At 50.3% G+C, this 25218-nt stretch carries 20 protein-coding genes; all 20 read right to left on the reverse strand.

Annotation, left to right across the window (positions count from 1 at the left end; all coding sequences use genetic code 11):
* Nucleotides 1-15: 15 nt before the first annotated feature.
* Nucleotides 16-3387 (reverse strand): translation initiation factor IF-2, encoded by a 3372-nt coding sequence (gene infB / locus DWV73_RS06775; protein ID WP_117796228.1) that lies wholly within the window; start codon nucleotides 3385-3387, stop codon nucleotides 16-18.
* A 73-nt stretch (nucleotides 3388-3460) separates the two neighbouring features.
* The gene (locus tag DWV73_RS06780) at nucleotides 3461-3769 is read right to left on the reverse strand and encodes a ribosomal L7Ae/L30e/S12e/Gadd45 family protein (RefSeq protein ID WP_107000578.1); all 309 of its coding nucleotides are present in this window, start codon (nucleotides 3767-3769) and stop codon (nucleotides 3461-3463) included.
* The gene (locus DWV73_RS06785) at nucleotides 3756-4031 is read right to left on the reverse strand and encodes a YlxR family protein (protein ID WP_117796229.1); all 276 of its coding nucleotides are present in this window, start codon (nucleotides 4029-4031) and stop codon (nucleotides 3756-3758) included. Before DWV73_RS06785 ends, DWV73_RS06780 begins: the two co-directional genes overlap by 14 nt.
* A 105-nt stretch (nucleotides 4032-4136) precedes the next feature.
* Entirely contained in the window at nucleotides 4137-5327 is a 1191-nt protein-coding gene (gene nusA / locus DWV73_RS06790; protein ID WP_117796230.1) for a transcription termination factor NusA, read from the reverse strand.
* A 23-nt stretch (nucleotides 5328-5350) separates the two neighbouring features.
* The gene (rimP, locus tag DWV73_RS06795) at nucleotides 5351-5818 is read right to left on the reverse strand and encodes a ribosome maturation factor RimP (RefSeq protein WP_022358582.1); all 468 of its coding nucleotides are present in this window, start codon (nucleotides 5816-5818) and stop codon (nucleotides 5351-5353) included.
* Between the two features lie 135 nt (nucleotides 5819-5953).
* A complete protein-coding gene (gene fsa, locus DWV73_RS06800; RefSeq protein ID WP_022358583.1) occupies nucleotides 5954-6610 on the reverse strand; it encodes a fructose-6-phosphate aldolase in 657 nt (218 codons plus the stop codon).
* A 250-nt stretch (nucleotides 6611-6860) separates the two neighbouring features.
* Nucleotides 6861-7559, reverse strand: coding sequence for an L-ribulose-5-phosphate 4-epimerase (locus DWV73_RS06805; protein WP_107000582.1), 699 nt, complete (start codon nucleotides 7557-7559; stop codon nucleotides 6861-6863).
* 3 nt (nucleotides 7560-7562) lie between these two features.
* Nucleotides 7563-9170, reverse strand: a complete 1608-nt coding sequence (locus DWV73_RS06810; protein ID WP_117796231.1) for an FGGY-family carbohydrate kinase — start codon at nucleotides 9168-9170, stop codon at nucleotides 7563-7565.
* A 162-nt stretch (nucleotides 9171-9332) separates the two neighbouring features.
* On the reverse strand, nucleotides 9333-10772 hold the full coding sequence (araA, locus tag DWV73_RS06815; protein ID WP_117796232.1) for an L-arabinose isomerase: 1440 nt from the start codon (nucleotides 10770-10772) through the stop codon (nucleotides 9333-9335).
* Nucleotides 10773-10795: 23 nt separating this feature from the next.
* The gene (locus tag DWV73_RS06820) at nucleotides 10796-11908 is read right to left on the reverse strand and encodes a GntR family transcriptional regulator (protein ID WP_107000585.1); all 1113 of its coding nucleotides are present in this window, start codon (nucleotides 11906-11908) and stop codon (nucleotides 10796-10798) included.
* A 32-nt stretch (nucleotides 11909-11940) separates the two neighbouring features.
* A complete protein-coding gene (locus DWV73_RS06825; RefSeq protein ID WP_107000586.1) occupies nucleotides 11941-12912 on the reverse strand; it encodes an ABC transporter permease in 972 nt (323 codons plus the stop codon).
* A 10-nt stretch (nucleotides 12913-12922) separates the two neighbouring features.
* Nucleotides 12923-14422, reverse strand: a complete 1500-nt coding sequence (locus DWV73_RS06830; RefSeq protein ID WP_117796233.1) for a sugar ABC transporter ATP-binding protein — start codon at nucleotides 14420-14422, stop codon at nucleotides 12923-12925.
* 18 nt (nucleotides 14423-14440) lie between these two features.
* Nucleotides 14441-15412, reverse strand: coding sequence for an ABC transporter permease (locus DWV73_RS06835; protein ID WP_107000588.1), 972 nt, complete (start codon nucleotides 15410-15412; stop codon nucleotides 14441-14443).
* Between the two features lie 137 nt (nucleotides 15413-15549).
* On the reverse strand, nucleotides 15550-16752 hold the full coding sequence (locus DWV73_RS06840; RefSeq protein WP_107000589.1) for a sugar ABC transporter substrate-binding protein: 1203 nt from the start codon (nucleotides 16750-16752) through the stop codon (nucleotides 15550-15552).
* 456 nt (nucleotides 16753-17208) lie between these two features.
* Nucleotides 17209-18222, reverse strand: a complete 1014-nt coding sequence (locus DWV73_RS06845) for a sugar ABC transporter permease YjfF (RefSeq protein WP_117796234.1) — start codon at nucleotides 18220-18222, stop codon at nucleotides 17209-17211.
* A 3-nt stretch (nucleotides 18223-18225) separates the two neighbouring features.
* On the reverse strand, nucleotides 18226-19284 hold the full coding sequence (locus DWV73_RS06850; RefSeq protein WP_117796235.1) for an ABC transporter permease: 1059 nt from the start codon (nucleotides 19282-19284) through the stop codon (nucleotides 18226-18228).
* A 2-nt stretch (nucleotides 19285-19286) separates the two neighbouring features.
* Nucleotides 19287-20801: a sugar ABC transporter ATP-binding protein gene (locus DWV73_RS06855; RefSeq protein WP_117796236.1), complete on the reverse strand. Its 1515-nt coding sequence runs from the start codon at nucleotides 20799-20801 to the stop codon at nucleotides 19287-19289.
* 189 nt (nucleotides 20802-20990) lie between these two features.
* Nucleotides 20991-22049, reverse strand: a complete 1059-nt coding sequence (locus DWV73_RS06860; protein WP_117796237.1) for an ABC transporter substrate-binding protein — start codon at nucleotides 22047-22049, stop codon at nucleotides 20991-20993.
* Between the two features lie 179 nt (nucleotides 22050-22228).
* Complete coding sequence (locus tag DWV73_RS06865) at nucleotides 22229-23818, reverse strand: sensor histidine kinase (protein WP_117796238.1); 1590 nt, start codon at nucleotides 23816-23818, stop codon at nucleotides 22229-22231.
* Nucleotides 23819-24012: 194 nt separating this feature from the next.
* Entirely contained in the window at nucleotides 24013-25128 is a 1116-nt protein-coding gene (locus DWV73_RS06870) for a response regulator (protein ID WP_117796239.1), read from the reverse strand.
* Nucleotides 25129-25218 lie beyond the last annotated feature (90 nt).

A 25218-nucleotide genomic window follows, 5' to 3' on the forward strand; every position in this document is an offset into this window, starting at 1 on the left:
AATCCCTCTGCCTTTCTAGCGCGGAACCTCTACCATCGCATATGCTTCGATCATATCGTCTTCCTGCAGATCGTTGAACTTCTCAAATACAAGACCACACTCGTATCCGGAAGCAACTTCCTTCACGTCGTCCTTGAAACGCTTTAAGGATGCCAGCGGACCATCGAAGATCTGCTCGCCGTCACGGGTAATACGTGCCTTGCAGCCTCTCTGGAATTTACCATCCAGGACGTAGGAACCAGCGATAGTACCAACGCCGGAAGCCTTGAAGGTCTGACGTACAACGGCGTGACCGATTACCTGCTCCTCGTAAATCGGGTCAAGCATACCCTTCATCGCTGCCTCGACATCCTCGATTGCCTGATAGATGACGCGGTAGAGACGAACGTCTACTTTCTCACGCTCTGCGATGGACTTCGCGGTTGCGTCCGGGCGCACATTGAAACCAATAATGATCGCGTTGGATGCGGCTGCCAGACTGACGTCGGACTCGTTGATCGCACCAACACCGCCGTGGATGACCTTGACTACGACTTCCTCGTTGGACAGCTTCATCAGGCTCTGTTTTACTGCCTCGACAGAACCCTGTACGTCTGCCTTGACGATCAGTGGAAGTTCCTTTACATTTCCTGCCTTGATCTGGGAGAACAGATCGTCCAGGGAAAGCTTCATCTTTGTATCTTCAATTAACTTATTCTTGCTCTCAGAGATAAAGGTTTCTGCAAAGCTTCTTGCCTCTTTCTCGTTCTCCGGCTGTACAAATACCTCGCCGGCGTTCGGCACGTCATTAAGACCCAGAATCTCGACCGGAGTGGACGGACCAGCCTCTTTGACGCGGCGTCCCTTATCGTCCATCATCGCACGGACACGGCCGTAGCAGGCGCCTGCCGCGATCGGATCACCGACATGCAGGGTACCCTTCTGTACCAGGACGGTTGCAACCGGACCTTTACCCTTATCCAGCTCCGCCTCGATGACAAGACCTCTCGCATTACGGTTCGGGTTTGCCTTTAACTCTTTGACCTCTGCGGTCAGAAGGATCATCTCAAGCAGTTCCTTGATACCTTCCTTGGTATGTGCAGATACCGGAACGAAGATGGTGCTGCCGCCCCAGTCCTCCGGAACCAGTTCGTACTCGATAAGCTCCTGTTTTACCTTCTCAATATTGGCACTCGGCTTATCGATCTTGTTGATCGCTACAATGATCTCAACACCTGCTGCCTTCGCATGGTTGATCGCCTCGATGGTCTGCGGCATAACACCGTCATCTGCTGCAACAACGAGGATTGCAATATCAGTGGATTTTGCACCACGCATACGCATTGCGGTAAATGCCTCATGTCCCGGCGTATCGAGGAATGTGATCTTCTGTCCGTTGATCTCTACCATGTACGCACCGATGTGCTGGGTGATACCGCCTGCCTCTTTTGCAGTTACATTGGTCTGGCGGATTGCATCCAGAAGGGAGGTTTTACCATGATCGACATGGCCCATAACGCATACAACCGGCGGACGGGTTACCATGTCCTTCTCATCCTCTTCTTCCTCTTTCAGAAGTTCCTCGATGACGTCAACCTTGACCTCTTTCTCACAGAGTACGTCAAACTCCATCGCGATCTCTTCTGCCTGCTCGTAATCTACTTCCTGATTGATGGTGACAACCTTGCCCTGTAAAAAGAGCTTCTTTACAATCACAGACGGCTGAAGTTTCATCTTGTCTGCGAGATCCTTGATGGTGATTACCTCCGGGATCGTGATTGTCTTGATCTCCTCAACCTTTGCCTCCTTCTTCTGCGGCGGCTGAACAGCGCTCTTTACGTTCTTTCCGCCTCTTCCCTTGGAGTGCATCTCTTCCTCATGGTCGATCTTGCTGTATTTATCGTTCTTGTAATTATTCTTATTCTGCTTGTTGTTCTGCGGTTTCTGTACAACCGGGCTGTCAAAGGATGGCTTCGGAATATTTAAACCGCCGCGTCCATCGCGTCCGCCTCTCTGACCATCACGGCCGCCCTGATAGCCGCCGCTTCTCTGTCCGTCACGGTTTCCCTGATAGCCGCCGCTTCTCTGTCCATCGCGGTTTCCCTGATAGCCGCCGCTTCTCTGTCCGTCGCGGTTTCCCTGATAGCCGCCGCTTCTCTGTCCGTCGCGGTTTCCCTGATAGCCGCCGCTTCTCTGTCCGTCGCGGTTTCCCTGATAGCCGCCGCTTCTCTGTCCGTCGCGGTTTCCCTGATAGCCGCCGCTTCTCTGTCCGTCGCGGTTTCCCTGATAGCCGCCGCTTCTCTGTCCGTCGCGGTTTCCCTGATAGCCGCCGCTTCTCTGTCCGTCGCGGTTTCCCTGATAGCCGCCGCTTCTCTGTCCGTCGCGGTTTCCCTGATAGCCGCCGCTTCTCTGTCCGTCGCGGTTTCCCTGATAGCCGCCGCTTCTCTGTCCGTCGCGGTTTCCCTGATAGCCGCCGCTTCTCTGTCCGTCGCGGTTTCCCTGATAGCCGCCGCTTCTCTGTCCGTCGCGGTTTCCCTGATAGCCGCCGCTTCTCTGTCCGTCGCGGTTTCCCTGATAGCCGCCGCTTCTCTGTCCGTCGCGGTTTCCCTGATAGCCGCCGCTTCTCTGTCCGTCGCGGTTTCCCTGATAGCCGCCGCTTCTCTGTCCGTCGCGGTTTCCCTGATAGCCGCCGCTTCTCTGTCCGTCGCGGTTTCCCTGATAGCCGCCGCTTCTCTGTCCGTCGCGGTTTCCCTGATAGCCGCCGCTTCTCTGTCCGTCGCGGCTTCCCTGGTAGCCGCCGCTTCTCTGTCCATCGCGGTTTCCCTGATAGCCGCCGCTTCTCTGTCCGTCGCGGTTTCCCTGATAGCCGCCGCTTCTCTGTCCGTCACGGCTTCCCTGGTAGCTGCCGCTTCTCTGTCCGTCGCGGTTTCCCTGATAGCCGCTTCTCTGTCCGTCACGGTTCTCCGCCGGAGCTGCGCTCTTAGCCGGCTGTACGGTCTGATCTGCGCCTGCTGCTGCCGGACGGCTTGCCGGTGCGCCGGTCTTGGCTGCGTTTCCTGTATTGGCCTTGCCTGCCGGACGGCTTCCTCTCTGTACGCTGTTCTGCGGACGATAAACCGCTGCAATCCGCTTTTTCGGCGGCTCAGTTGTCTTCTCCGCCTCTTTCTTCTCTGCCTCTAACGGCTCTTTCTTTATATCTTCCACTCGATTTGTTTCCGCCTTTCCTGTATCTGTCTTTGACGCTGTCGTCTGTCTCTTTGCTCCTGCAAGGAAGTATCTGACTGCTTCTGCCTGTTCCTCCGTCACCTTGGAAGAATGGCTTTTTACGTCAAAATGATTTTTCTGCAGTATCTCTAAAACTTCTTTATTTGATTTGCCAATCTGTTTTGACAACTCATTAACTCTCATGTTTTGCTACCTCCGTTCCGGCACTGCCTTCCCGTTCTGCATAAGCTCCTAAAAGAGCCCGCCCAGAAAAGCGTTAATCATCTAACTTCTCTCTTAACGCCTTTGCAAAACCGGAATCCAAAACGGCCAGAGACGCTCTCATCTCTTTTCCCATCGCGTGTCCCAGCTCTTCTTTCATGCCGAACTGGTACACGGGAACCTTGTAGTATGCACATGAATTTTCAAACATCTTTTTTGTATTATCCGACGCCTCTTCTGACACGATCACCAGATACGCTTTTCCACTCTTGATCGCTTTCTCGGTCATGAACTCGCCGCTTGCCGTCTTTCCGGCGCGCGTCGCCAGTCCCAGAAGATTCAGCACCTTTTTACGATTCTCCAAACTGCTCCATCTCCTTTTCCAGCGCCTCATAGACTTCCTTCGGAATCGCCATCTTGAGCGACCGCTCCAGTCCTTTGCTCTTTACCGCCTTTTTCCAGCAGTCCATCGAAGGACAGAGGTAGGCGCCGCGTCCATTCCTACGGCCTGTCGCGTCAATCTCGATCGTATCGTCGGCTGTCTTTAAAACGCGGATCATTTCTTTTTTGCTCTTCATTTCTCCGCATCCGATGCACTGTCTGAGCGGCACTTTCTTTGCTCCCACTGTCTATCACTTCCATTTCTGTCAAATCCCGGTTCTGCTGCTTTCTTTCTGCCAAATCTGCTCGTTCCGCCCGAAATCAGCATCCCCGCACATTATCTGTCAGGATTATTCCTGCTCCGCTACCGGCTCTTCTGTGCCCTCAGCCGCCTCATTTTCTGCTGCCTCGGCTGTGTCTTCCTCTGCCACGCTGATCAGCGGGTCATCGGTGTAGCCCTCGAAGCCTTCCTCATAACCGCTCTCAAGCTCATCTAAAAGACCGGACTCTCTTGCCTGTGTCTCGCTCTTGATATCGATCTTGAAGCCGGTCAGGCGGGCTGCCAGGCGTGCATTCTGCCCCTCTTTACCGATTGCCAGGGAAAGCTGGTAATCCGGAACGATCACCTGTGCCTCGCGTGCTTCCTCATCTGCTGCAACCAGGATAACCTTTGCCGGGCTTAACGCGTTCTCAATCAGGAATGCAGGGTTGTCATCCCAGTTGATGATATCGATCTTCTCACCGCGCAGCTCATTGACAACCGCGCTAACACGCGCGCCGTTTAAGCCGACACATGCACCGACCGGATCGACGTTCGGGTCGTTGGAGCTGACTGCCATCTTCGTACGGGAACCTGCCTCACGTGCGATCGCCTTGATCTCTACGGTACCGTCTCGGACCTCGGCAACCTCAGACTCAAAAAGGCGTTTTACCAGATCTGGATGGCTTCTGGATACGGTGATACGCGGGTCGCGCTGTGTCTCTTTTACTTCGATGACATACAGTTTGATACGCTCGGTCGGTTTGAATACCTCGCCCTTTACCTGCTCACTCTCGTTCAAGATCGTGTCGATCTTGCCTAAGTTGATGCTGATGTTGCGTCCTACATAGCGCTGTACGATACCCGTTACGATATCTTTCTCTCTGCAGTGCCACTCCTCATACAGGGCGTTGCGCTCTGCCTCACGAAGCTTCTGTAAGATAACATTCTTCGCGTTCTGAACGGCGATACGTCCAAACTCCTTGGAATTGACAGAGAACTGAACGATGTCGCCCAGCTCATACTTGCTGTTTAAGAGCTTTGCCTCTGCCAGGCTTACCTGGGTCATCGGATCCTCTACGGTCTCCACAACCTCACGCTCTGCCACGATGGAAAAATCTCCTGTTTCACGGTTGATGTTTACCTTGACATTATCTGCCCGGCCATAATTGTTTTTGTATGCTGTCAGCAGAGAATTTTCAATCGCTTCTAAAAGAACATCTTTGCTGATATTGTTTTCTTTTTCCAGCAGATTTATTGCCTCAATCAACTCTTTATTCATTTTATTTTATCTCCTCCTACCGTCTAAAAATCAAAGGCTAAACGAATCAAAGCAATCCCTGATTTTTCAAATGTACGCTCGCTGCCGTCCTCCATCGTGAGTGTCACGGAATCCGCGTCATAGGACGTAAGCGTTCCTGTAAATTCCTTCTGTTTGTCGATCGCTTTATACAGGCGGATCTCCACATCTTTGCCGATGCTTCTTGCAAAATCTTTCTCTTTCTTCAGAGGACGTCCCAGTCCCGGAGAACTCACCTCCAGTATATAGCTGTCCTCGATGAAATCTTCCTTATCCAGCCATTCACCAAGCAGACGGCTGATTACCTCGCAGTCATCAACGGTAATACCGCCCTCTTTGTCAATGTAGCACCGCAGATACCAGACGCCGACCTCACGGACATACTCCACATCAACCAGCTCAAACTGATGCTGCTCCAGAACCGGCGTGATCCACGCCTCTACCCGTGCTTCGTACTGCTCTCCCTTTGCCACACCCCCACCACCTTTCTATGAAATTAGAAAGAGTGGACTTTTTTGTCCACTCTTTCCAGTCAGTCTATTATGTTATCGTGCCTAGTATAACATGCTTTTTTCGGAAGTTCAAGAGGTATTTCCTATTGTTTCTTTTTATTTACCGAATACAGCCTCATAATCTGCTTTGAATTTCTCGATACCAGCATCGGTCAGCGGGTGTTTTACCATCTGCATCAGAACCTTGAACGGAACCGTTGCGATGTCAGCGCCAGCCTTCGCGCACTCGATGATGTGCATCGGATGTCTGGTGGAAGCACAGATAATCTCGGTGGAAATCTCCGGATAATTGTCAAAGATCTCTACGATATCGTAAATCAGGTCTGTACCGTTGGTGGAGATGTCATCCAGACGGCCTAAGAATGGAGAAACGTATGTAGCGCCTGCTCTTGCAGCCAGAAGTGCCTGGTTGGCAGTAAAGATCAGGGTTACATTGGTCTTGATGCCCTCAGCGGACAGAGCTTTCACAGCCTTTAAGCCCTCGGTAGTCATCGGGATTTTAACAACCATGTTCGGATGAATCTTAGCGATCTCACGACCCTCGGCGATCATATCCTCTGCCTTCACAGTCGTAGCCTTAACCTCACCGGAAATCGGTCCATCTACAATGCTGGTAATCTCTTTGATAACCTCATTAAAATCACGGCCTTCTTTTGCAATCAGAGACGGGTTTGTGGTAACGCCACAGATAATACCCATATCATTCGCTTCACGGATCTCATCAACATTCGCGGTATCAATAAAAAATTTCATTTCCCATATCCTCCTAATTTTTATAAGATAGATAGCCAGTATCTCCTATATCTACTATGCATAAGTATACCATACTTGTCCCATCTATTTCCATACTTGAATCTATATTTTACAAATTGTTACTGTTCACGCATACGTGCCCAGTAACGGAATTTGCCGTGGCTTCGCATTTAAATACGGCAAATTCCTGCTGCCACCACGTTTTCTTACGGCACTTTCGGTTTCAAAAGTGCCTACCCGTGAACAGTAACTATAAATTTCCTTGTCCGTAATACGCCCCCGGACCATGCTTCCGCAGATAATGTTTATCCTGCAGGCACTGCGGCGCTTCCTTCACATCCGGATTGATCATCTCGCAGCGCGCCGCCATCTTGGCAACCTCCTCGAGTACAACCGCGTTGTGAACCGCCTCATGCGCATCCTTGCCCCAGGTAAACGGTCCATGGTTCTTACAGAGCACACATGGCACCGCCATCGGGTCGAGCTTCCTCTCCTCAAACAAATCTGCAATCAGCACGCCTGTGTTCCACTCATAATTCTTTAATTCTTCCTCATTTAAGTTTCTCGCGCATGGAACGGAACCATAAATATAATCTGCATGGGTCGTTCCGTAGCACGGAATGTCGCGTCCCGCCTGCGCCCAGGAAGTCGCCCACGGGCTGTGCGTGTGAACCACGCCGCCGATCTTCGGAAAACGGTTATAAAGAATCAGGTGGGTTTTTGTATCAGAGGACGGATTCAGCGTTCCCTCAACGCGGTTTCCTTCCAGATCCATGACAACCATATCATCTGGCGTCAGTTTGTCATAGTCCACGCCAGACGGTTTGATGACAAACAGCCCCTTCTCGCGGTCAATCCCGGAAACATTGCCCCAGGTAAAGGTAACCAGACCGTATTTCGGAAGCAGCATATTGGCTTCGTATACTTCTTTTTTTAATTCTTCCAGCATCGATTAAAACCTTCCTTCTACGGCGCCTCTCTCGGCAGCCAGACCATTGATATAGCTTGTCATAAACGCATTGAAGCCCTCGACATCCTTTGCATCCGGCTCCATCGTCTCCGCCTTTGCATCTGCAAATACCTGCTCATTTAAGTAATCGGACAAGCTCTGTCCCGGCTTCTTATCCTTGCGGTATGCCGCCAGAACCGCGATACCCCAGGCACCGCCCTCACCGGCTGTCTCCATAACGGATACCGGCACATCAGCCGCTGCCGCCATGATACGCTGTCCAACGCCCTTGGTCTTGAAGAATCCGCCGTGGCCCATCAGTTTATCCAGTGTCACGTGCTCTTCCTTGAACAGAATGTCCAGACCATATTTCAGGGTTGCCAGGGAACTGTATAAGTGGGTACGCATGAAGTTTGCCAGCCCCAGCTTGCTGTCGGGATGGCGCATAAACAGCGGGCGTCCCTCCTCGAAGTCGGTGATCGGCTCGCCGGAGAGGTAGCAGTAGGACATCAGTCCTCCGCAGTCTTCATCGCCCTCAAGCGCCTTGCGATACAGGGTTCCAAACAGGGTGTTGCGGTCTGTTTTCTGACCCATCAGCTCATAGAACTCTTCAAACAGACCTACCCAGGCATTCAGATCGGAGGTACAGTTGTTGCAGTGAACCATACCGACCAGATGGCCGTCCGGCGTAGTTACCATGTCAATCTCCTGGTGAACCGTCTCCAGAGTCTTTTCCAGAACAACCATCGCAAACACGGAAGTTCCGGCAGATACGTTACCGGTGCGAACTGCCACACTATTGGTTGCAGTCATACCGGTTCCTGCATCGCCCTCCGGCGGGCACAGCGGGATGCCAGCTTCCAGATTGCCGCTCTCATCCAGCAGCTTCGCGCCTTCCTCAGTCAGCGTTCCCGCCTCATCGCCAGCGCTCAGAACCTCCGGCAGAAGGTCGCGCAGCTTCCACGGATATCCCTTCGGAACCATCATTTCTTCGAACTTATCCAGCATTTCAGCATCATACTGTCCGGTTGCCGGGTCGATCGGGAACATACCCGAAGCATCGCCGACGCCAAGTACCTGCTTGCCAGTCAGTTTCCAATGTACATATCCGGCTAAGGTGGTCAGAAAATGCACGTGGGATACGTGCTCCTCGCCGTTGATCACTGCCTGATACAGGTGTGCAATACTCCATCTCTGCGGGATATTGTAGTTAAACAGGTCCGTCAGGCGTCTTGCTGCCTCGGCGGTCATCGTATTTCTCCAGGTACGGAACGGAACGAGCAGCTTTCCGTCCGCATCAAATGCCATATAGCCGTGCATCATGGCGCTGACGCCCATCGCACCAACCCTTTTAAGCGTTAAACCGTATTGGTTCTTCACATCGGCAGCCAGATCCGCATAGCAGTCCTTTAAGCCCTTCCAGATATCTTCCAGGGAATAGGTCCAGATACCATTTTCCAGACGGTTTTCCCACTCATAGCTCCCCTGCGCGATCGGCGCGGTCGTGCCGTCCGTCAATACTGCCTTGATTCGGGTCGAGCCAAATTCAATTCCGAGCGCTGTATTTCCGCTCTCTATGTCTTTCTTGATCTCTTCCGCACTGCGGCCCATATCCATCCTCCTCATTGTAGCAAAAAGGCGCACCGCCGCCGGAATTATCATCCCCTTGGCTGCGGCACGCCCCGTCATTCATAACTATTTTATTTTCACAATTGTGGCGAAAACTTATGCAGTTACGTCTTTTTCAAATTTTTTTATCTTTCAAACACCCTATTATTTCATAAAGAATTTCTGTAAATCAGCCTCTGTCGTATCTTCGCCGATTGTAATTAACTCGGTACCGGTCAGACGCGCGAACATAGCGATGTCATCTCTTGTCAGAGCGGTAGATACAACGGAGTGATGAGCGCCGCCTGCGTAGCACCATGCAGCCGTACCGATCTGGAAGTTCGGTTTATGACGGTACATAATTCTCGCCACCGGAAGTTTTGGCATCGGTTTCGGCTGTTTTACAAGCTCAATATCTGCACAGATGATGCGGAAATGGTCGCCCATATCTACCATCGTTACCTGGATACCATCGCCGGTCACGCCGTCGAAGATCAGTCTTGCCGGATCCTCCTTGCCGCCGATACCCAGCGGAATTACATCGATCTCCGGTTTGGTTGCTGCAAATGCCGGCGGAACCTCCAGCATATGGGAAGCTAACTCTAACTCCTGTCCCGGAGTCAGATCGTAGGTGTAATCCTCGATAAAGCCGGTTGCGCCCTCTTTGCCCTCGGACATCTTCATCAGGACTGCAGACAGAGCGGAAATCTTGTAATCACCCTCCGGACCAAAGCCGATGCCTTTGCCCATCAGGTTCTGTGCTGCGATACCCGGAAGCTGCTTTAAGCCGTGCAGATCCTGGAAGGTGTCTGCAAATGCACCGATTCCGTTCGTGAAGAGGAATTTCTCCAGACCCACTTCGTATTTAGCCTGCTCGCGGACAGAATCAATGCGGTCGGTCTTCATTGTATACTTATCGGTATACTCTTTCATCTTCGCGTCGATCTCTTCCTCGGTTACCTGGTTGATGATGTCAACCAGATCGCCCAGTGCATAGTAGTTGCACTCCCAGCCGTATTTGATCTGGCTCTCTACGCGGTCGCCGTCGGTAACCGCCACCTCGCGCATGTTGTTGCCGAAGGAAGCTACCTTTAAGGACTTAGAGTAGGAGATAGCCTTTGCAACGGATGCAAACTGGCGGATCTTTGCTACCACATCATCATGTTTGTAATATCCAGCTACAACCTCATGCGGAATACCCATTCTGGCAACGATGAAGCCGTACTCACGGTCGCCATGTGCGGACTGATTCAGGTTCATGAAATCCATGTCGATCTCATCATACGGAAGCTTCTCATTTGCCTGTGTATGTAAATGAAGCAGCGGTTTTCTTAATTCCTGCAGACCTTTGATCCACATTTTTGCAGGGGAGAAGGTGTGCATCCATGTGATAACGCCGACACAGTCATCATCATTGGAAGCTTTCCGCATATCCTGAATACAGATTTCAGAAGTCTCTACGGTTGGAAGAAGTTCGATCTCTGCCAGATCGCCCACTTTTTCGTTTAAGAATGCAACCATCTGACGGCTGTCTTCTGCAACCTGTTTCAGGCATTCCTCTCCGTATAAGTCCTGGGAACCCACAATAAAGTATAACTTTTTCATTTTAATCTGCCTCCTTGTCATTTTCAATGTATATCCCGAACCGAATTTCCGTTGTTAAACATCACCGGAAACCGGTACGAATACTTCTTTTCCTGCCAATCCGAATCCTCTATCATCCGCAGAAGATTGCGCGCTGTCAGCCGCCCAAGATTGTACTTGGGATGAATCACGGACAAGATCGTGAGATCCCCCTCCTGCACCGGTCCGGCATCATCAAACGATACCAGGGAAATATCTTCCGGCACGCGCAGTCCGCGGTCCTTTAAAAAATCCATATAGCTGCCCGCTACCTCGTCGTTGTAGAGGATCATCGCGGTACAGTCCTTCGTCCGGCGGTACATCCGCTGGAGTCCTTTTTTGCTTAATTTTTCTTCCATATCCCGGGTCGAATACCAGCGGATCCAGTCCTCCTGGAAATCGATCCCGAAATCCGACAGGCACTCGATAAAGCCGCGGTAACGCTCGATCCCCTGCCAGTCATCGTATTTGAAAATACCGCCGATCCGGGTATGTCCGTTCTGTATCAAAATCCGCGTCAGCTCATAGCCCGCGCGCGCATCCGACATCTCCACGCTGTCAAACGTCTCATTCTGGTAATGATTGTGAATAAACAGCGTCGGAATATTTCTCCGCCGTATCTCCTTGTAAAGCCGCAGATTCGGATTCGGGAAACTGGAACGCGTCCCCTCGATGATGAGTCCGGACACATTGCGCCCCAGCATCCCCTTGAGATACAGGGCCTCATCATTTAAGCGGTTGCGCGTGACCGAAACGCTGATCTCATAACCTTCCTCCCGCAGGACGGACTCGATTCCCTCGTACACCTGCGGAAACAGGTAATCTGAAAAATAACTGAGAATCAGTCCGATGCGGGGACGTTCTTCCTTATCCTTCTCCGGCGCATAGGAAACGTATGTGCCGCTTCCCTTGACCCGGGCAATCAGCCCGTCCTGCTCCAGGCGGTCGAGCGCGTTGCGGACCGTCTGGCGGGAGTATCCAAATTTATTCTGGAGCATATGCTCGGATGGAAACTTGTCCATATTCCGGAGCACCCCGCTCATAATCAGCGTCCGACCCCAGTTGTAGAGCTTCTGATATTTAAGTCCACCCTGATTCCGGCTGCTGTTCTCCCTCATACTGTAACCTCCAGATGTCGCTTTTGTCTGTCCTATTTGATAACCTGCAGAGACTGACGGTCTGCGAATACAGCTACGAATATCAGGAATACAACACCCTGGATGAGCTGCATCATCTGTGTGGTAAAGCCCATCATCGTCAGACCACTGTTCAGGACGATGTACAGAAGAGAACCAACGATGATATTCTCAAAACGTACCTTCGCACCACCGGAAATCGGCATACCGCCCAGTACCAGTGCAATCAGGATCTGGGTCTCAAGCTGGTTACCACCGGAAGAAGTAACCGAACCAACCTTGATAACATTGATAAATGCGGCAAATCCTGTGATCGCACCTGCCAGTGTGTAGATAAGGAACTTCATGCGGTCGGTACGGATGCCGGAGAACATCGCTGCTTTCTCACCTGCTCCGATCGCCTTTAAATAAGTACCAAACTTGGTAAAGCGGAATAAAATAAATCCGATAATCAGGACCACCAACGTACAAGCCAGCTTTAATTCAGTGCTGTCGAAGTTGATTAACATCGCAGAGCCGGCTACCGGCGCGTTGGTCGTCAGATATTTGATAAATCCACGGAATAAGAACATCGTACAAATCGTAACGATGAAGGATTTAATCTTGCGGTATACATAGAAGTAACCGTTGATGGCACCGATCGCTGCACCAACCGCGATACCTGCCACAATCGCCAGTGGAATGCTGGTCTTGGAAACCATGCAGACAACAATCGATGCAATACCAAGGATGGAACCCTGGGAGAAATCCAGACCGCCCATCGTCATGATAAAGAATACGCCGGTTGCCGAAATCATAGTGACATACACCTGGGAAAGTACCAGAGGAAGGTTATTCATCATCCGGAAATTCGTCAGGGCATTGAACATAAGAAAGATAATAATCAGTCCCGCAATCGGCAGAAGCGAACGGATCATCGTCATTTTTGATAACTTTTTGAGCTGCTGCTCTTTATTTTCCGTACTTGTCTTAACTTGATTCTCCATTGCATCCTCCTTATACCATCATCGTGATCAGGCTGTTCTCATCCATCGCCTCATCACGTTCCAGCTCACCGCTGATCTTGCCGTCCTTCATGATAATGATGCGGTCGCACATACCAATCAGCTCCATCAGCTCCTCGGAAATCATGATAATCGATTTTCCATTCTTTCTCATCTGGTTCATTAACTGGTAAATGTCCTGTTTAACCTTAATATCAATACCACGGGTCGGACTGTCGAGAACGACAATATCGGAATCTTTTCCAATCCATCTTGCCAGAACGACCTTCTGCTTATTACCACCAGAAAGCTCCGAAACAAACTGGTTTACGTTTACCATCTTGACGGACATCTGTTTTGCAAACTGGTTGGAAAATTCTCTTAATTTCTTATCGCTCAACAGGTGAATCTTGTTTGCCAGCGAATCCAGGGACGGCAGGCAGATGTTGTCGCCAATGCTCTGGTTTAAAACGACCGACTCATTATCACGATCCTTCGATGTATACGCGATGCTGTGCTTGATCGCGCTCGGGATATCGTTGATCTGCGTTCCGTCTGCCAGCTCTACCGTACCGGTTCTGTCATAGGATGCGCCGAAGATTGCTTTGCCGATCTCATGCATACCGGACTCAGACAGACCGCCGAAGCCCAGAATCTCGCCCTTGTGAAGGTCAAAAGACACATCCTCAATCAGTCCCGGAACCGTCACATTTTTCACTGAAAGAACCACTTCATCCGATACCTTCTCGCCGTAGTCTGCACGGTAATAATCACCGGTTACCTCACGACCTACCATCAGACGTTTCAGATCGTCCTCGGTCACATCCTTGCTCTTTACAGTGTCGATATAAACACCATCCCGCAGGATTGTGATGGTATCGGATTTATCCAGAATCTCCGGAAGGTCATGGGAGATAAAGATGACTGTGTTGCCGCTCTCACGGATGCGGTTCATGTGTTTGTAAAGTTCTTCACGACCTTCTTGGGAAAGTGCCGTGGTCGTCTCATCAATGACAACAATCTTCGGATTGAAGTAGGTCGCCTTTACGATCTCGACCAGTTTCCGGTCCTCGAAATTGTAGTTGTCGATAATGTCTGCCGCCTTGATACGCTCGAAGCCGTACTGTTTCAGAAGCTCCGTCGCCTTTTTATTCATGGCATTTGTATTTTTAATTCCCATATGTACGAACTGATCTTCGTGTCCCAGGAATATATTTTCCGCTACTGTAAGTCCTGACAAGGTTCCTAACTCCTGTACGATGATAGAAACACCCTCGTTGTTGGCTTCTACCTGATTCTTCGGATGAATCTCTTTCCCATCCAGAATGAAGGTACCGCTTCCGATACTGTAGATGCCGGTCAGCATGTTGGTCAGCGTCGATTTACCGGAACCATTCTCTCCGATCAGCGCGTGAACCTCGCCTTTATTGACATTAAAAGACACATTCTGAACTGCCTTCGTGATACCGAAGGACTTGCAAAGATTTTTTACCTGTAATCTTACCTCGCTCATTGCATTTCCTCCCTCGATTTACTTGACAATCTCGCCTTTTTCCGCTTTTGTGGTCAGCGTGATTATGATTAACAGTGCCAGACCTGTGATAACGTCCTGAATTGCTGTCGGTGCGCCCATCGCGATGAAACCAAAGAAAATAATGTTGATAACAAACTCGCCGATGACGATCGCCTGCAGCGGCATGCCATATTTCTTAAACGCCAGACCGAAGAAGCATCCCATCGTCGGAACGAAGTTACGGCTCATCGACGCCATACCGGTTACCGCTACCATGGAGGAACCGTAGCTGATCGTTAAAATCGCCATAACGCCTAAAAATGCGCCGCTTAAGATAAATGCAAGTACTTTGTACTTATTAACATTGATACCCATGTTTTTCGCTACGAACTCGTTGCTGCCGATCGCATATGTATACGTACCAATCTTTGTATAATTTAAGAAAATGTAAGCTGCCACACATGCCAGAAGTGCCAGAATAATGTTCCACGGCATCTGTCCGAATGCACGGAGGTTGGACGGAAGCGTCTGCTCCACGCCGCCTGCGATGTAGTTGGCAACCGACTCATAGATAAGAGCCAGACCCGTCGTTACAATCATGGACGGGATACGGAGTTTTACATAAAAAACACCGTTTAAAAGTCCGACAATCGTACCAGTCAGCACGCTGCCGATGATAAGACCGGCATATCCCATGCCGAAACGAGAGGCAAATACACAGCCTACAATCGCTGAAAGCATGATGTTCGCGCCGATGGAGAAATCGAACATACCCATAACCATAACAAAGTAAAAACCAACAGCGCCAACCGTCGCGATCAGGCTGGCCTGAAAATAACTCAGCATATTGGCCGGAGAACCAAAATTGCCCGGCGTCAAAGCTTTAAAAATCGCCCAGGAAAGCACTACCAAACCCACCAGGATGATATAACCCTTGGCAGTTCCCGAAAGTTTTTTCTTTCCGGTTGTTTCAACAACAGAAGAACCCATATTTTATACCTCATTCATAACTGCTCAGTTTCTTTTTTCTTTTAAAGAAAAGACCGGCATCGCGCCGTGCGATACCGGCCTTTTCTATTACATTCAGCCTCTTAAAATTCTATAATTTGAATCAGTTTCTGAACTAATTAGTTGCCTGCTCTCTGTGCAGCATCCTCGATGGAGATACCAGCTGCAGTTGCTTTCAGGTCATCCAAGCTAAGCTCGGACATAGCTACCAGTTCCTCATCGGTGTATGGAAGCTGATCTACGAAGTACTGCTCATATGCTTTGTAGTCGTCCGGAGAAGATACATACAGATACGGGAACGGAACGTCCTCGAAGTTGCCCTCGATACCTGTGTAGTTGCCCTTGATTGCGTTGTAAACCATCATGAAAGCGATAAGCGGATCGCAATAATGTCCACCGGACTCACCGGCCATAGAACCATTTTCAAGTCTCTCGCCCAGATCCGGAAGGAAGTCTGTGGAAACGATGTCGATATCCTGAGTCTTGCCTGCACGCTCAACTGCTGCGATAGCGCCCTGAAGCGGGTCACCGCCGCCGCCTGCCGGAATCAGTGCATCCAGAGTCGGATCTGCGGACATCAGAGCCTCTGCTGCCTTGGAACCACCCTCAGAAGAAGTACCTGCGTACTGCGGCTCAGACAGTTTTGCCTGATCATCCGGATGCTCTGCGTTCCATTTCTCAACGCCAGCTTTGTAGCCTTCCCATCTGCCAAGCCAGGTAGCGTCGCCCTGCTCCCAGCCGATCAGACCGATGTTTCTGTCGCCCTTGTCCAGAAGAATCTGAACTAATTTTTCACCGTTCTCCGGCTCGTTCTCATGAACAGCGCCGATGTAGTACGGTGATGCGGTTGCTAAATCATAGATATCCTTGCTGTTCTCCTGGCTGATAACACGGAAGAACTGTGCCAGATATACTTTATTGTCATTACATGTCTTAATAGCGGATGTCATCTCTGTATCAGAAGAGTTGCAGATGATGATACCCTGGCATCCTGCTGCTGCTAACTGCTCTACGGATGCGGTAACCTTCTCCGACACATGACCCTGGTCAACATACTGAACCTGAACGCCCAGAGCCTTTGCTGCCTCGTCGATGATCAGCTTACACTGGGAACCAAGTACATCGGTGGAGGACCAGATGGAAACACCGATCTTGATGTCTTTGTTGTCGATCGTCGAAGCTGCTGCCTCGCTTCCTTCTGCTGCAGAAGCATCTGCTGCCTGTGTCGCATTTGCTGCTCCAGAGCCGCCGCATGCGGTCATGCTCACTGCCATCGCTGCTGCTGTCATGGATGCAGCGGCACGTTTGAACATTTTTTTCATTCTAACTACCTCCCATAAAATTTTCTTTGCAAGCGGCACCCCAGCCGCACTGCTTTGTTGCTTTTCACAACTTTTAGTAACTTTATTATAACAATCTAGGACAAATTGTGCAAGTAAATACAAGAGCATTTTTTCATAAAGTTGTATTTTATTTTGTATATTGTTATAAATTTAACGCCTGATTTTGACATCATTTTAACAGGAATACAAATGATGCATAAATCAAAGCGGCTGTTTTCGCTAAATATTTATGCATCATGTATAGGTTTGCTGATTTCCTCTCGAATTATGTCGAATCAAGAGAATACAGCTTTATATTGTTTCTAATATGTACTGTACTTTTTTCAGATGTCTTCTCTCTCTTTGCATGGATATTTCCCGTCATTTTGACTGTTCTATCTTGATGCTGTCATAGCAGACATTCATGCCGGTTTGTCTGTCTCCGGAAGAGAATTTCTACTTTTTCTTCTTTACCATCGCAAGGATCGACTGAAGCACGATGAAGAAGCATAAAAGCGCCGCGATCGTGATACGGGTCCACCAGGAAGAAAGTGTTCCCTGGAAAGTGATAAATGCCTCGATCGTCGCCTTGATAAGGACGCCAAACAGGGTTCCGAATACATTACCGACGCCGCCGGTTAAGAGCGTGCCGCCGATAACAGAGGAAGCGATCGCATCCATCTCGAAGCCCTTTGCCTGCTCAACGAAGCCGCCCAGCGTATTCAGACAGAAAAGGACACTGCCGACGCCGCAAAGGAAACCGTCCAGGATATAGGCTTTCAGTTTTACCCGGCGCACATTTAAGCCCATCATCAGCGCTGACTGCTCGTTGCCGCCGATCGCATAAATGCTGCGTCCAAATTTCGTATATTTCAGCATGATAAATGCCAGAACCAGAAGAACCAGCGCAATCACAACCGTCGGATAGATATATGGATAAATCATCATGCCTTTTTTGTTGAGATAGCCGCCGAACGGAATATAAAGTTTCATCTTCGCCCATGCCATGAAAGTTTCATTCGTAATACTGATCATGTCCTTGGAAATGATCGCAGTCATGCCGCGGGCAAAGAACATACCCGCCAGGGTAACAATGAATGGCTGGATATCCATGTAGGCAACCAGGAATCCCTGTACCAGACCAAAGACAATCCCGGTCACCAGCACGATGAGAACCGCCGGAACCGCACCGATACCGCCTTTTTCCATCATCCATGCCAACATCATACAGCCCATCGCCACGAAGGAACCGACGCTGATATCGATACCGCCGGTGATCATGACGATCGTCATGCCGATACCGATGACAATCAGACCCGCATTGGAAATAAAGAGGTTTAAGAAGTTCTGTGTCTTGGCAAAGCCCTGTGCATTAAAGAGCACGCAGCCGATCGCGTACATCACGAAGAACAGCAGGATCGTGACAAGAAGCAGGAACGTGTTCTGATTTAATTTCTTCTTTTCTTTCATGATTTATGCCGCCTCCTTTCCTGCCGCGCTCAGTTCTTTTTTCTGTGCCAGGGATTTTCTCCATCTAGCAAATCCCGGAGACTGGAGTGCTACGATGATGACAACCACGATCGCCTTGTAAACCGGAACCTGATCCGAGGATACGTGCATCGCATACAGGGTGGTCGTCAGCGCCTGAATTGTATACGCGCCGATGACGGAACCTGCCAGCGAGAATTTACCGCCGCCGAGGGAGTTTCCGCCGATGGCAACTGCCAGGATCGCATCCAGTTCCATATTAAGACCGATGTTATTCGCATCCGCCGAGTAGATACGGCTGGAAGCAATCAGACCGGAAAGACCGGAACAGAGTCCACAGTACGCGTAGGTGAGGAAAATAATCATAACCGACTTGATGCCGACAAGCTGGGACGCCCGTTTATTGATACCGACCGACTGGATGTACATACCCAGTGCCGTTTTCTTCAAGAGTAATGAAGTCAGCGCCACAACGACGACCGCCACGATAAACGGGGTCGGAACCGGGAATCCCGGAAGGGAAGCGCCCAGGGTACGGTAGCTGTCCACGCGCACGTATGTGATCTGTCCATCCGTGATCAGCTGGGCGATACCGCGCCCGGCGGTAAACATGATAAGAGTCGCTACCATCGGCTGGATGTTTAACTTTGCAACCAGAAAACCGTTGAAGCAGCCAATCGCCGCGCCGACGATGAGCGCTGCCAGGAAGCCAAGAATCAGCGGATTGGCATATGCAGTTGCTGCGCGCTCGCCGCCGGTTAAGAGGTTGCAGCAGACTGCCGCACTGACCGCCATGATCGCGCCGACGGAAATATCCGTTCCAGCGGAGGACGATACGACAAGCGTCATGCCGACTGCCAGAATCACCAGCTCTGACGCACGGTTGATGATATCGATTAAGTATCCGTAGAGAACGCCGTTCCGCACCTCGATCGCGAAGAAGTTCGGCGTCGTGACGATATTTACCAGCAATACCAGCGCAAGGCAGAAAATCGGGAGAAACAGCCTCTGCGAGGTAATTTTTTTGAACGTCATATTTTTCATAGCTACTGTCCTCCTGCAATGGTTGACATGATGTTGGACTGGTTCATCTCATCCTCGGAAAGTTCTCCTACCTTTGCACCATCACGCATAACGACCATGCGATCGCAGGTACGGAGCATCTCCTCGATCTCGGAAGAAATAAACACGACTGCCATGCCCTGTTCTGCCAGTTTTACGACCAGTTTCTGAATCTCTGTCTTGGTTCCGACGTCGATGCCACGGGTCGGCTCGTCCAGAATCAGGAAATCCGGGTTGGTCAGAAGCCAGCGTCCGATGATTACCTTCTGCTGGTTGCCGCCGGAGAGTGATTTGATCGGTGTCTCACGGCTGGCGGTCTTAATCTGCAGCATATCAATGTATTTATCGGTAAATTCTTCCTGCTGCTTGCGGCTGAGCAGGTGGAACATACCGCGTTTTGCCTGAAGTGCCATGATCAGGTTCTCACGCACGGATAGATCCGAGATGATACCCTCGTTTTTCCGATCCTCCGGCAGATATGCCATGCCGGCATTCATCGAAATCAGCGGGTGGCGCGCCGCGATCGGTCTTCCCTTGACACTCAGCTCGCCCTCATCCGGCTTTTCCGCTCCATAGAGAACACGGACCGTCTCAGAACGTCCCGAACCCAGAAGCCCGGTAAATCCGACGACTTCACCCTTGTGAATCACCAGATCAAACGGCTTTATGTATCCTTTCTTTCCGAGTCCCACCGCCTTGATGACGATGTCCGCTTCGCCGTGTTTCTCCTCACTCTTGGAATCCTTGATCGCTGCCAGATCATCGAAATCCTTTCCCATCATCTTGGCAACCAGCTGGACTCTCGGAAGCTCCGCCGTCGTAAATTGTCCTACCAACTGCCCATTCCGAAGAACGGTGATCTTATCGCAGACTGCATACACCTGCTCCAGGAAATGTGTAACGAATATGATGCCGACGCCTTCGGATTTCAGGCGGCGCATCAGATTAAAGAGCTTTTCTACCTCTCCATCATCGAGGGAGGAGGTCGGCTCATCAAGAATCAATACCTTTGCCGACATATCGACTGCACGGGCGATCGCTATCATCTGCTGAATTGCAATCGAATAATTGTCGATCGTCTGTGTTACATCTGCATGTATGTCAAGGTCCTGCAGCAGTTTGCTGGCCTTTTTATTCATTGTTTTCCAGTCAATCAATCCGCCTTTTCGCGGTTCGCGTCCGATAAACAGATTCTCTGCAACCGTCAAGTTCGGACAGAGATTGACTTCCTGATACACGGTGCTGATGCCCCGGTTCTGTGCCTCCTGCGGGCTGCGGTTGATGATCGCATGATCGCAGCCGTCTATCATGATTTCCCCTGTTTCAAACTCCTCTACACCCGTCAGGACTTTGATCAGCGTGGATTTTCCTGCGCCATTTTCCCCCATCAGGGCATGAATTTCGCCTTTTTTTAAGGTAAAATCCACATTCTGCAGAGCTTTTACACCCGGGAATGTCTTATAAATATGCCTCATCTCAAGAACGGAATCCTTTTCCATAAAAGCTTTGCCTCCTTATTTTTTGAAAAAGAAAGCGCAGGGACGGAAACCTAAGCCTCCAGCCCCGCGCCTCCTGATTGCCAAGTGCCTGCCGTCCGCCGAAACCTCCGGTCTGACACTCATTCACTTACGGTCAAAAGCGATTGCCTGTCCGATTATTAACATTTAAAAATACCATTCAAAAGCGAATTAGTAAGCTCTTGTCTTTAAGATTTCTTCCAGATCCATGCTTGTATCGAAGTATGCTTCGTCTACGTACTGAATCTTCTCAACCTCTTCGCCTTTTTCCAGTTTCTGGATGATTTCAGCTACACGCGGACCATGAAGCGGGTTGCACTCGAAGGTTGCGTTTAAGTCGCCAGCGATCATGGACTCGAAAGCTGCCTTTACGGAGTCAAAACTTACAACGATGATGTCGCCGTCCGGACCACAGGTCTTGCCTGCTGCCTTGATAGCATCGATGGCACCAAATGCCTCGTTATCATTCTCACAGATAACAACGTCGATGTCATCATAGCTCTTTAAGAAGGACTCCATAACTTCCTGTCCTTTTGCCTGGGTAAACTCACCAGACTGTCTGTCAAGCATCTTCCAGTTGGAGTGCTCTTTCAGCTTGTTATCCATACCTTCCGTACGACCAACCTGTGCGGATGCACCGATGGTACCCTGAATGGTAACCATGTTGATCTCTTCGTCGCCGCGTCCCTGATCCTCTAAGTATTTAGCCAGCCAGTCGCCGCAGGTCTCGCCTTCTTTTACGAAGTTTCCGCCTACCCATGCCTCATACAGGCTGTCATCAGAAAGCTGCATCTGACGGTCAGAAAGGATAACCGGGATACCAGCCTCTTTTGCTTCTTCCAGAACGGTCTCCCATCCAGTCTCAACAACCGGAGCAACTACAATGTAGTCAACACCCTGCTGGATGAAAGAACGGATTGCCTTAATCTGATTTTCCTGTTTCTGCTGTGCATCGTCGAAAATCAGTTTGTAACCATTTTCCTCAGTAAATGTAGATTTGAAAGATTCGGTGTTGGCTGTTCTCCAGTCAGACTCAGCACCAACCTGTGCATAACCTACGGTAATCAGATCGCCGTCTGCTGCCGCTTCTTTCTCTTCACCCTCTTCTGCTGCCTCTGTATCAGCCGGAGCTGCTGCCTCCGTCTCTTTCTCAGCCGGATTGCTTGTACAAGCGGTCATGGATAACGCCATTGCTGCTGCTAAAGCTGCGGACACTAATCTTTTTCTCATACTGTTTCCTCCTTATAAGACCCAATATATTTGTTTTTGCGTATTTATTATAACAAAGTACCCCGCATCATGGATACGGGGCATCTTTGGAAAAAGGTATATTATTTTTTTGCGATGTTTGTCGTTTTCTGTGTTTTTCCGGGTATGTCTTTAAAAAATTACAATTTTTTTCGAAAAAGTTATGATTTTTTTTGATTTCCCAAATAAACCTTAAAGCAGGTGCCGATATTCTTTTCAGATTCAACCAGGATCTCAGCCTGATCGCCATAATACATCTGAATCCGCTGCACCACATTATGTAACCCAAATCCGCCGCTGCCGATGGGGGCAAGTTCCTCTTCCGGCTCCAGTGTCAGCTTGGCGCGCACGGCGGCAAGCTCCGCCTCATCCATGCCAATCCCATCGTCCTCCACCTCAAAGACAAGCCCATTCCGATCCTCATAGCCGCGGAGCACAATGCATCCGCCGCCGCGCTTATTTTTGATGCCGTGGTAGAGGGCATTTTCCACCAGCGGCTGCAGCAGCATTTTCAGCACAATCCGGTGCCGGATGGACGGCTCGATCTCGATCGAATAGTCGAGAATGTCCTCGTACCGGATCTTCTGAATCTTTAAATAGCTCCGGATGTGTGATTCTTCCTCCTCGATCGTGATAAAATCGCGCCCGCCCGATAAAACCGTGCGAAAAAAGTCGCTTAAATCCGTCGTCATCTCCACGACCTGGCGGTTGTTGCCGCCCTCTGCCATCCATACGATCGAATCAAGTGTATTATAGAGGAAATGGGGACTGATCTGCTCCTGGTGGAGGCGCAACTCCAGCTCCCGCAGGTTCTTCTGCTCCTGCCTCGTCTTATCAAGCAGCCGCCGGATGCGGTCGCTCATCTGGTTAAACGCCCGTGCCAGCACGTTGATCTCTTCCAATCCGCCCGTTCTCGCCCTCGCATTCAGGTTCCCGCGGCCGAGCTGTTCTGCCGTCCTCTGTAACTGCTGCAGCGGTTCCGTGATGGATTTCGTGATCGTAACTGCCAGAAACATACCGACCACCAGCACCACCAGAAGAAGTGCCAGATAGCTCTGCATCTGATCCGCCATCTGCACCTTCAGCTCTTTCTGAAGCTGCTCCATGTTGATCATCTCATAATAGGTATACTGCGTGATGTAATCCTGAATCATCGAGCACAGACCCTGGATGTCATTCTCCCAGATATTGACATTTTCATCGTAATATCCACCGGCGGCGGCATTTCCAATCATTTTATCCACTGCCCGCTCCAGGGAATCCAGACAGGAGAGGATACCTCTTATCTTGATATCACAGTCCGACCCCGGTTCCCGCTCGATCGTCGTTCCGAACGCCTGTCTCGCCGACGCAATCAGGCTGTGGGGATTCTTGACCACCGTCGCATACTTCGTCTCGCCCTCGACAATATCTCCATTTTCGAACTGTTCCGCGTCAATCAGCCCGATCATAACACGGTACATCGAATACTCCATATCCGATTTGAACTTTATGTTGTACTCATTCGCCGTCTTTAGATTCGCCAGAATCGCGTCATAGGAAGCAGAATAGGAAGCGATCATCTTCTGGAATCCGAGCGCCATGCCTGTCAATGGAATGGCAATCACGAAGAGGAGAAGGATCAGACGGGCGCGGAGAGAAAGAGGGCGATATGGACGGGCAGCGGATAATGAATCCGCGCCCGGATCCTGATTTTTGTTTACCTCTGCCATCCCTTCTGTTTTTCCAATCTGCCCCTGCTCCACTCCCATATCTTTCCTCCCTTTTTGAACACCTATGTACTTTCGGAATCTTTCTGTGCTTGATTTTGTGAGATGATTTTTTGTCAGTTGTGCCCAAATTTCTGAGGCGTACGCGGTGCGTACGTTGATGAAATTCGGGTGCGGCTGGCGGAAAATCAGCCACAAAAGCAAGTGCAGAAAGACTCCGAGAGTACATACCTTCCTTACTCCTGCCGCGTCTGGCTCGCCTTATACTCTTTCGGCGACTGTCCCATCGCTTTCTTGAACGCCGCGCTGAAATAGTGTGAATCGTTGTATCCCACCTGCTCTCCGATCTCGGAAGTCCGGTAGGAGGTACATTTCAAGAGCTCACATGCCCGTTCCATCCGCACCTGCGTCAGATACTCCACAAAGGACTGCCCCGTTTCCTGCTTGAAAATCGAGCTGAAATAGCTCGGACTGACGCCAATGTGCACGGCAATCCGGTTCAGTGACAGGTCGCTCTGGCTGAAATTTGCCCGGATATATTCCTTTGCATCCCGGATCACGCTGCCATAACGGTCGTTCGACGCCCGGTCACGCGCCTGCAGGGCAGCCGTAAACACCTCGATCAGATAGGCTTTCGTCATCTCCACGCTCTCGATCACCTTCGGAACCCGTTTTATGTCAACCACGCTTTCCGGAACCTCCGGCGGCTCCGCTTTCAATTTCTTCAAAAACTCCTGCACACAGTAAAAAATATCCATCGTCATATACTGACGCAGCAAGAGCGATTTGTAATTATGTTCACCGATCGCTGCAAAATACTCCTCGACAAACGGACTGCACTCTTCGACTGAGCCGAGCTTTAAAAAATCGTTGATGAGCTTCCGGTCAACACCGCTGTAATCCGTTTTATCCAGAAATTCCGTATATTTTTCGTAGCTGACAAAATACCTCTCCAGAAGCTTTGATTTTTCCCGCTCTTCCCGGATCTCGTCCGCCGCCTTTTTCAACGCATCGATGAGTCCCGCCGAGGATACCGGCTTCAGCAGATAATCGCTGATTCCTATCTTGATCGCCTCTTTTGCATATTCAAATTCATTGTAGCCGCTGAGCACGATGATCCGCGTGCGCGGAAGCGCCTTTTTCACCAGACGGCTCAGCTCCAGCCCGTCCATAAACGGCATCTTGATATCCGTTACCAGAATATCCGGCTGTGCCTTCAATATCAGCGGATACGCGTACTCGCCGTCGCCCGCCTCCCCCGCAAATTCAAATCCGTGGCTCGCCCAGTCAATATTATCCCGTATACCGTGCCGGATGATCGCCTCATCCTCTACCAGAAACACCTTTACCATGGTTTCCCCCCCCTGGACTCCATTTTTCTCTGTCCTTTTTATCCATTTGCCCGAATACACCCGTTTTTCATTTCCGTCCACACGCCATTT

It is taken from the genome of Clostridium sp. AF12-41, assembly GCF_003461685.1.
Taxonomy (GTDB): Bacteria; Bacillota; Clostridia; order Lachnospirales; family Lachnospiraceae; genus Otoolea; species Otoolea fessa.

Excerpts from the sequence above, each read along its gene's own strand:
- infB (WP_117796228.1), bottom strand. The coding sequence starts at position 3,387 with ATGAGAGTTAATGAGTTGTCAAAACAGATTGGCAAATCAAATAAAGAA.
- nusA (WP_117796230.1), bottom strand. The coding sequence starts at position 5,327 with ATGAATAAAGAGTTGATTGAGGCAATAAATCTGCTGGAAAAAGAAAAC.
- fsa (WP_022358583.1), bottom strand. The coding sequence starts at position 6,610 with ATGAAATTTTTTATTGATACCGCGAATGTTGATGAGATCCGTGAAGCG.
- DWV73_RS06805 (WP_107000582.1), bottom strand. The coding sequence starts at position 7,559 with ATGCTGGAAGAATTAAAAAAAGAAGTATACGAAGCCAATATGCTGCTT.
- DWV73_RS06810 (WP_117796231.1), bottom strand. The coding sequence starts at position 9,170 with ATGGGCCGCAGTGCGGAAGAGATCAAGAAAGACATAGAGAGCGGAAAT.
- araA (WP_117796232.1), bottom strand. The coding sequence starts at position 10,772 with ATGAAAAAGTTATACTTTATTGTGGGTTCCCAGGACTTATACGGAGAG.
- DWV73_RS06820 (WP_107000585.1), bottom strand. The coding sequence starts at position 11,908 with ATGAGGGAGAACAGCAGCCGGAATCAGGGTGGACTTAAATATCAGAAG.
- DWV73_RS06825 (WP_107000586.1), bottom strand. The coding sequence starts at position 12,912 with ATGGAGAATCAAGTTAAGACAAGTACGGAAAATAAAGAGCAGCAGCTC.
- DWV73_RS06830 (WP_117796233.1), bottom strand. The coding sequence starts at position 14,422 with ATGAGCGAGGTAAGATTACAGGTAAAAAATCTTTGCAAGTCCTTCGGT.
- DWV73_RS06835 (WP_107000588.1), bottom strand. The coding sequence starts at position 15,412 with ATGGGTTCTTCTGTTGTTGAAACAACCGGAAAGAAAAAACTTTCGGGA.
- DWV73_RS06840 (WP_107000589.1), bottom strand. The coding sequence starts at position 16,752 with ATGAAAAAAATGTTCAAACGTGCCGCTGCATCCATGACAGCAGCAGCG.
- DWV73_RS06845 (WP_117796234.1), bottom strand. The coding sequence starts at position 18,222 with ATGAAAGAAAAGAAGAAATTAAATCAGAACACGTTCCTGCTTCTTGTC.
- DWV73_RS06850 (WP_117796235.1), bottom strand. The coding sequence starts at position 19,284 with ATGAAAAATATGACGTTCAAAAAAATTACCTCGCAGAGGCTGTTTCTC.
- DWV73_RS06855 (WP_117796236.1), bottom strand. The coding sequence starts at position 20,801 with ATGGAAAAGGATTCCGTTCTTGAGATGAGGCATATTTATAAGACATTC.
- DWV73_RS06860 (WP_117796237.1), bottom strand. The coding sequence starts at position 22,049 with ATGAGAAAAAGATTAGTGTCCGCAGCTTTAGCAGCAGCAATGGCGTTA.
- DWV73_RS06865 (WP_117796238.1), bottom strand. The coding sequence starts at position 23,818 with ATGGGAGTGGAGCAGGGGCAGATTGGAAAAACAGAAGGGATGGCAGAG.
- DWV73_RS06870 (WP_117796239.1), bottom strand. The coding sequence starts at position 25,128 with ATGGTAAAGGTGTTTCTGGTAGAGGATGAGGCGATCATCCGGCACGGT.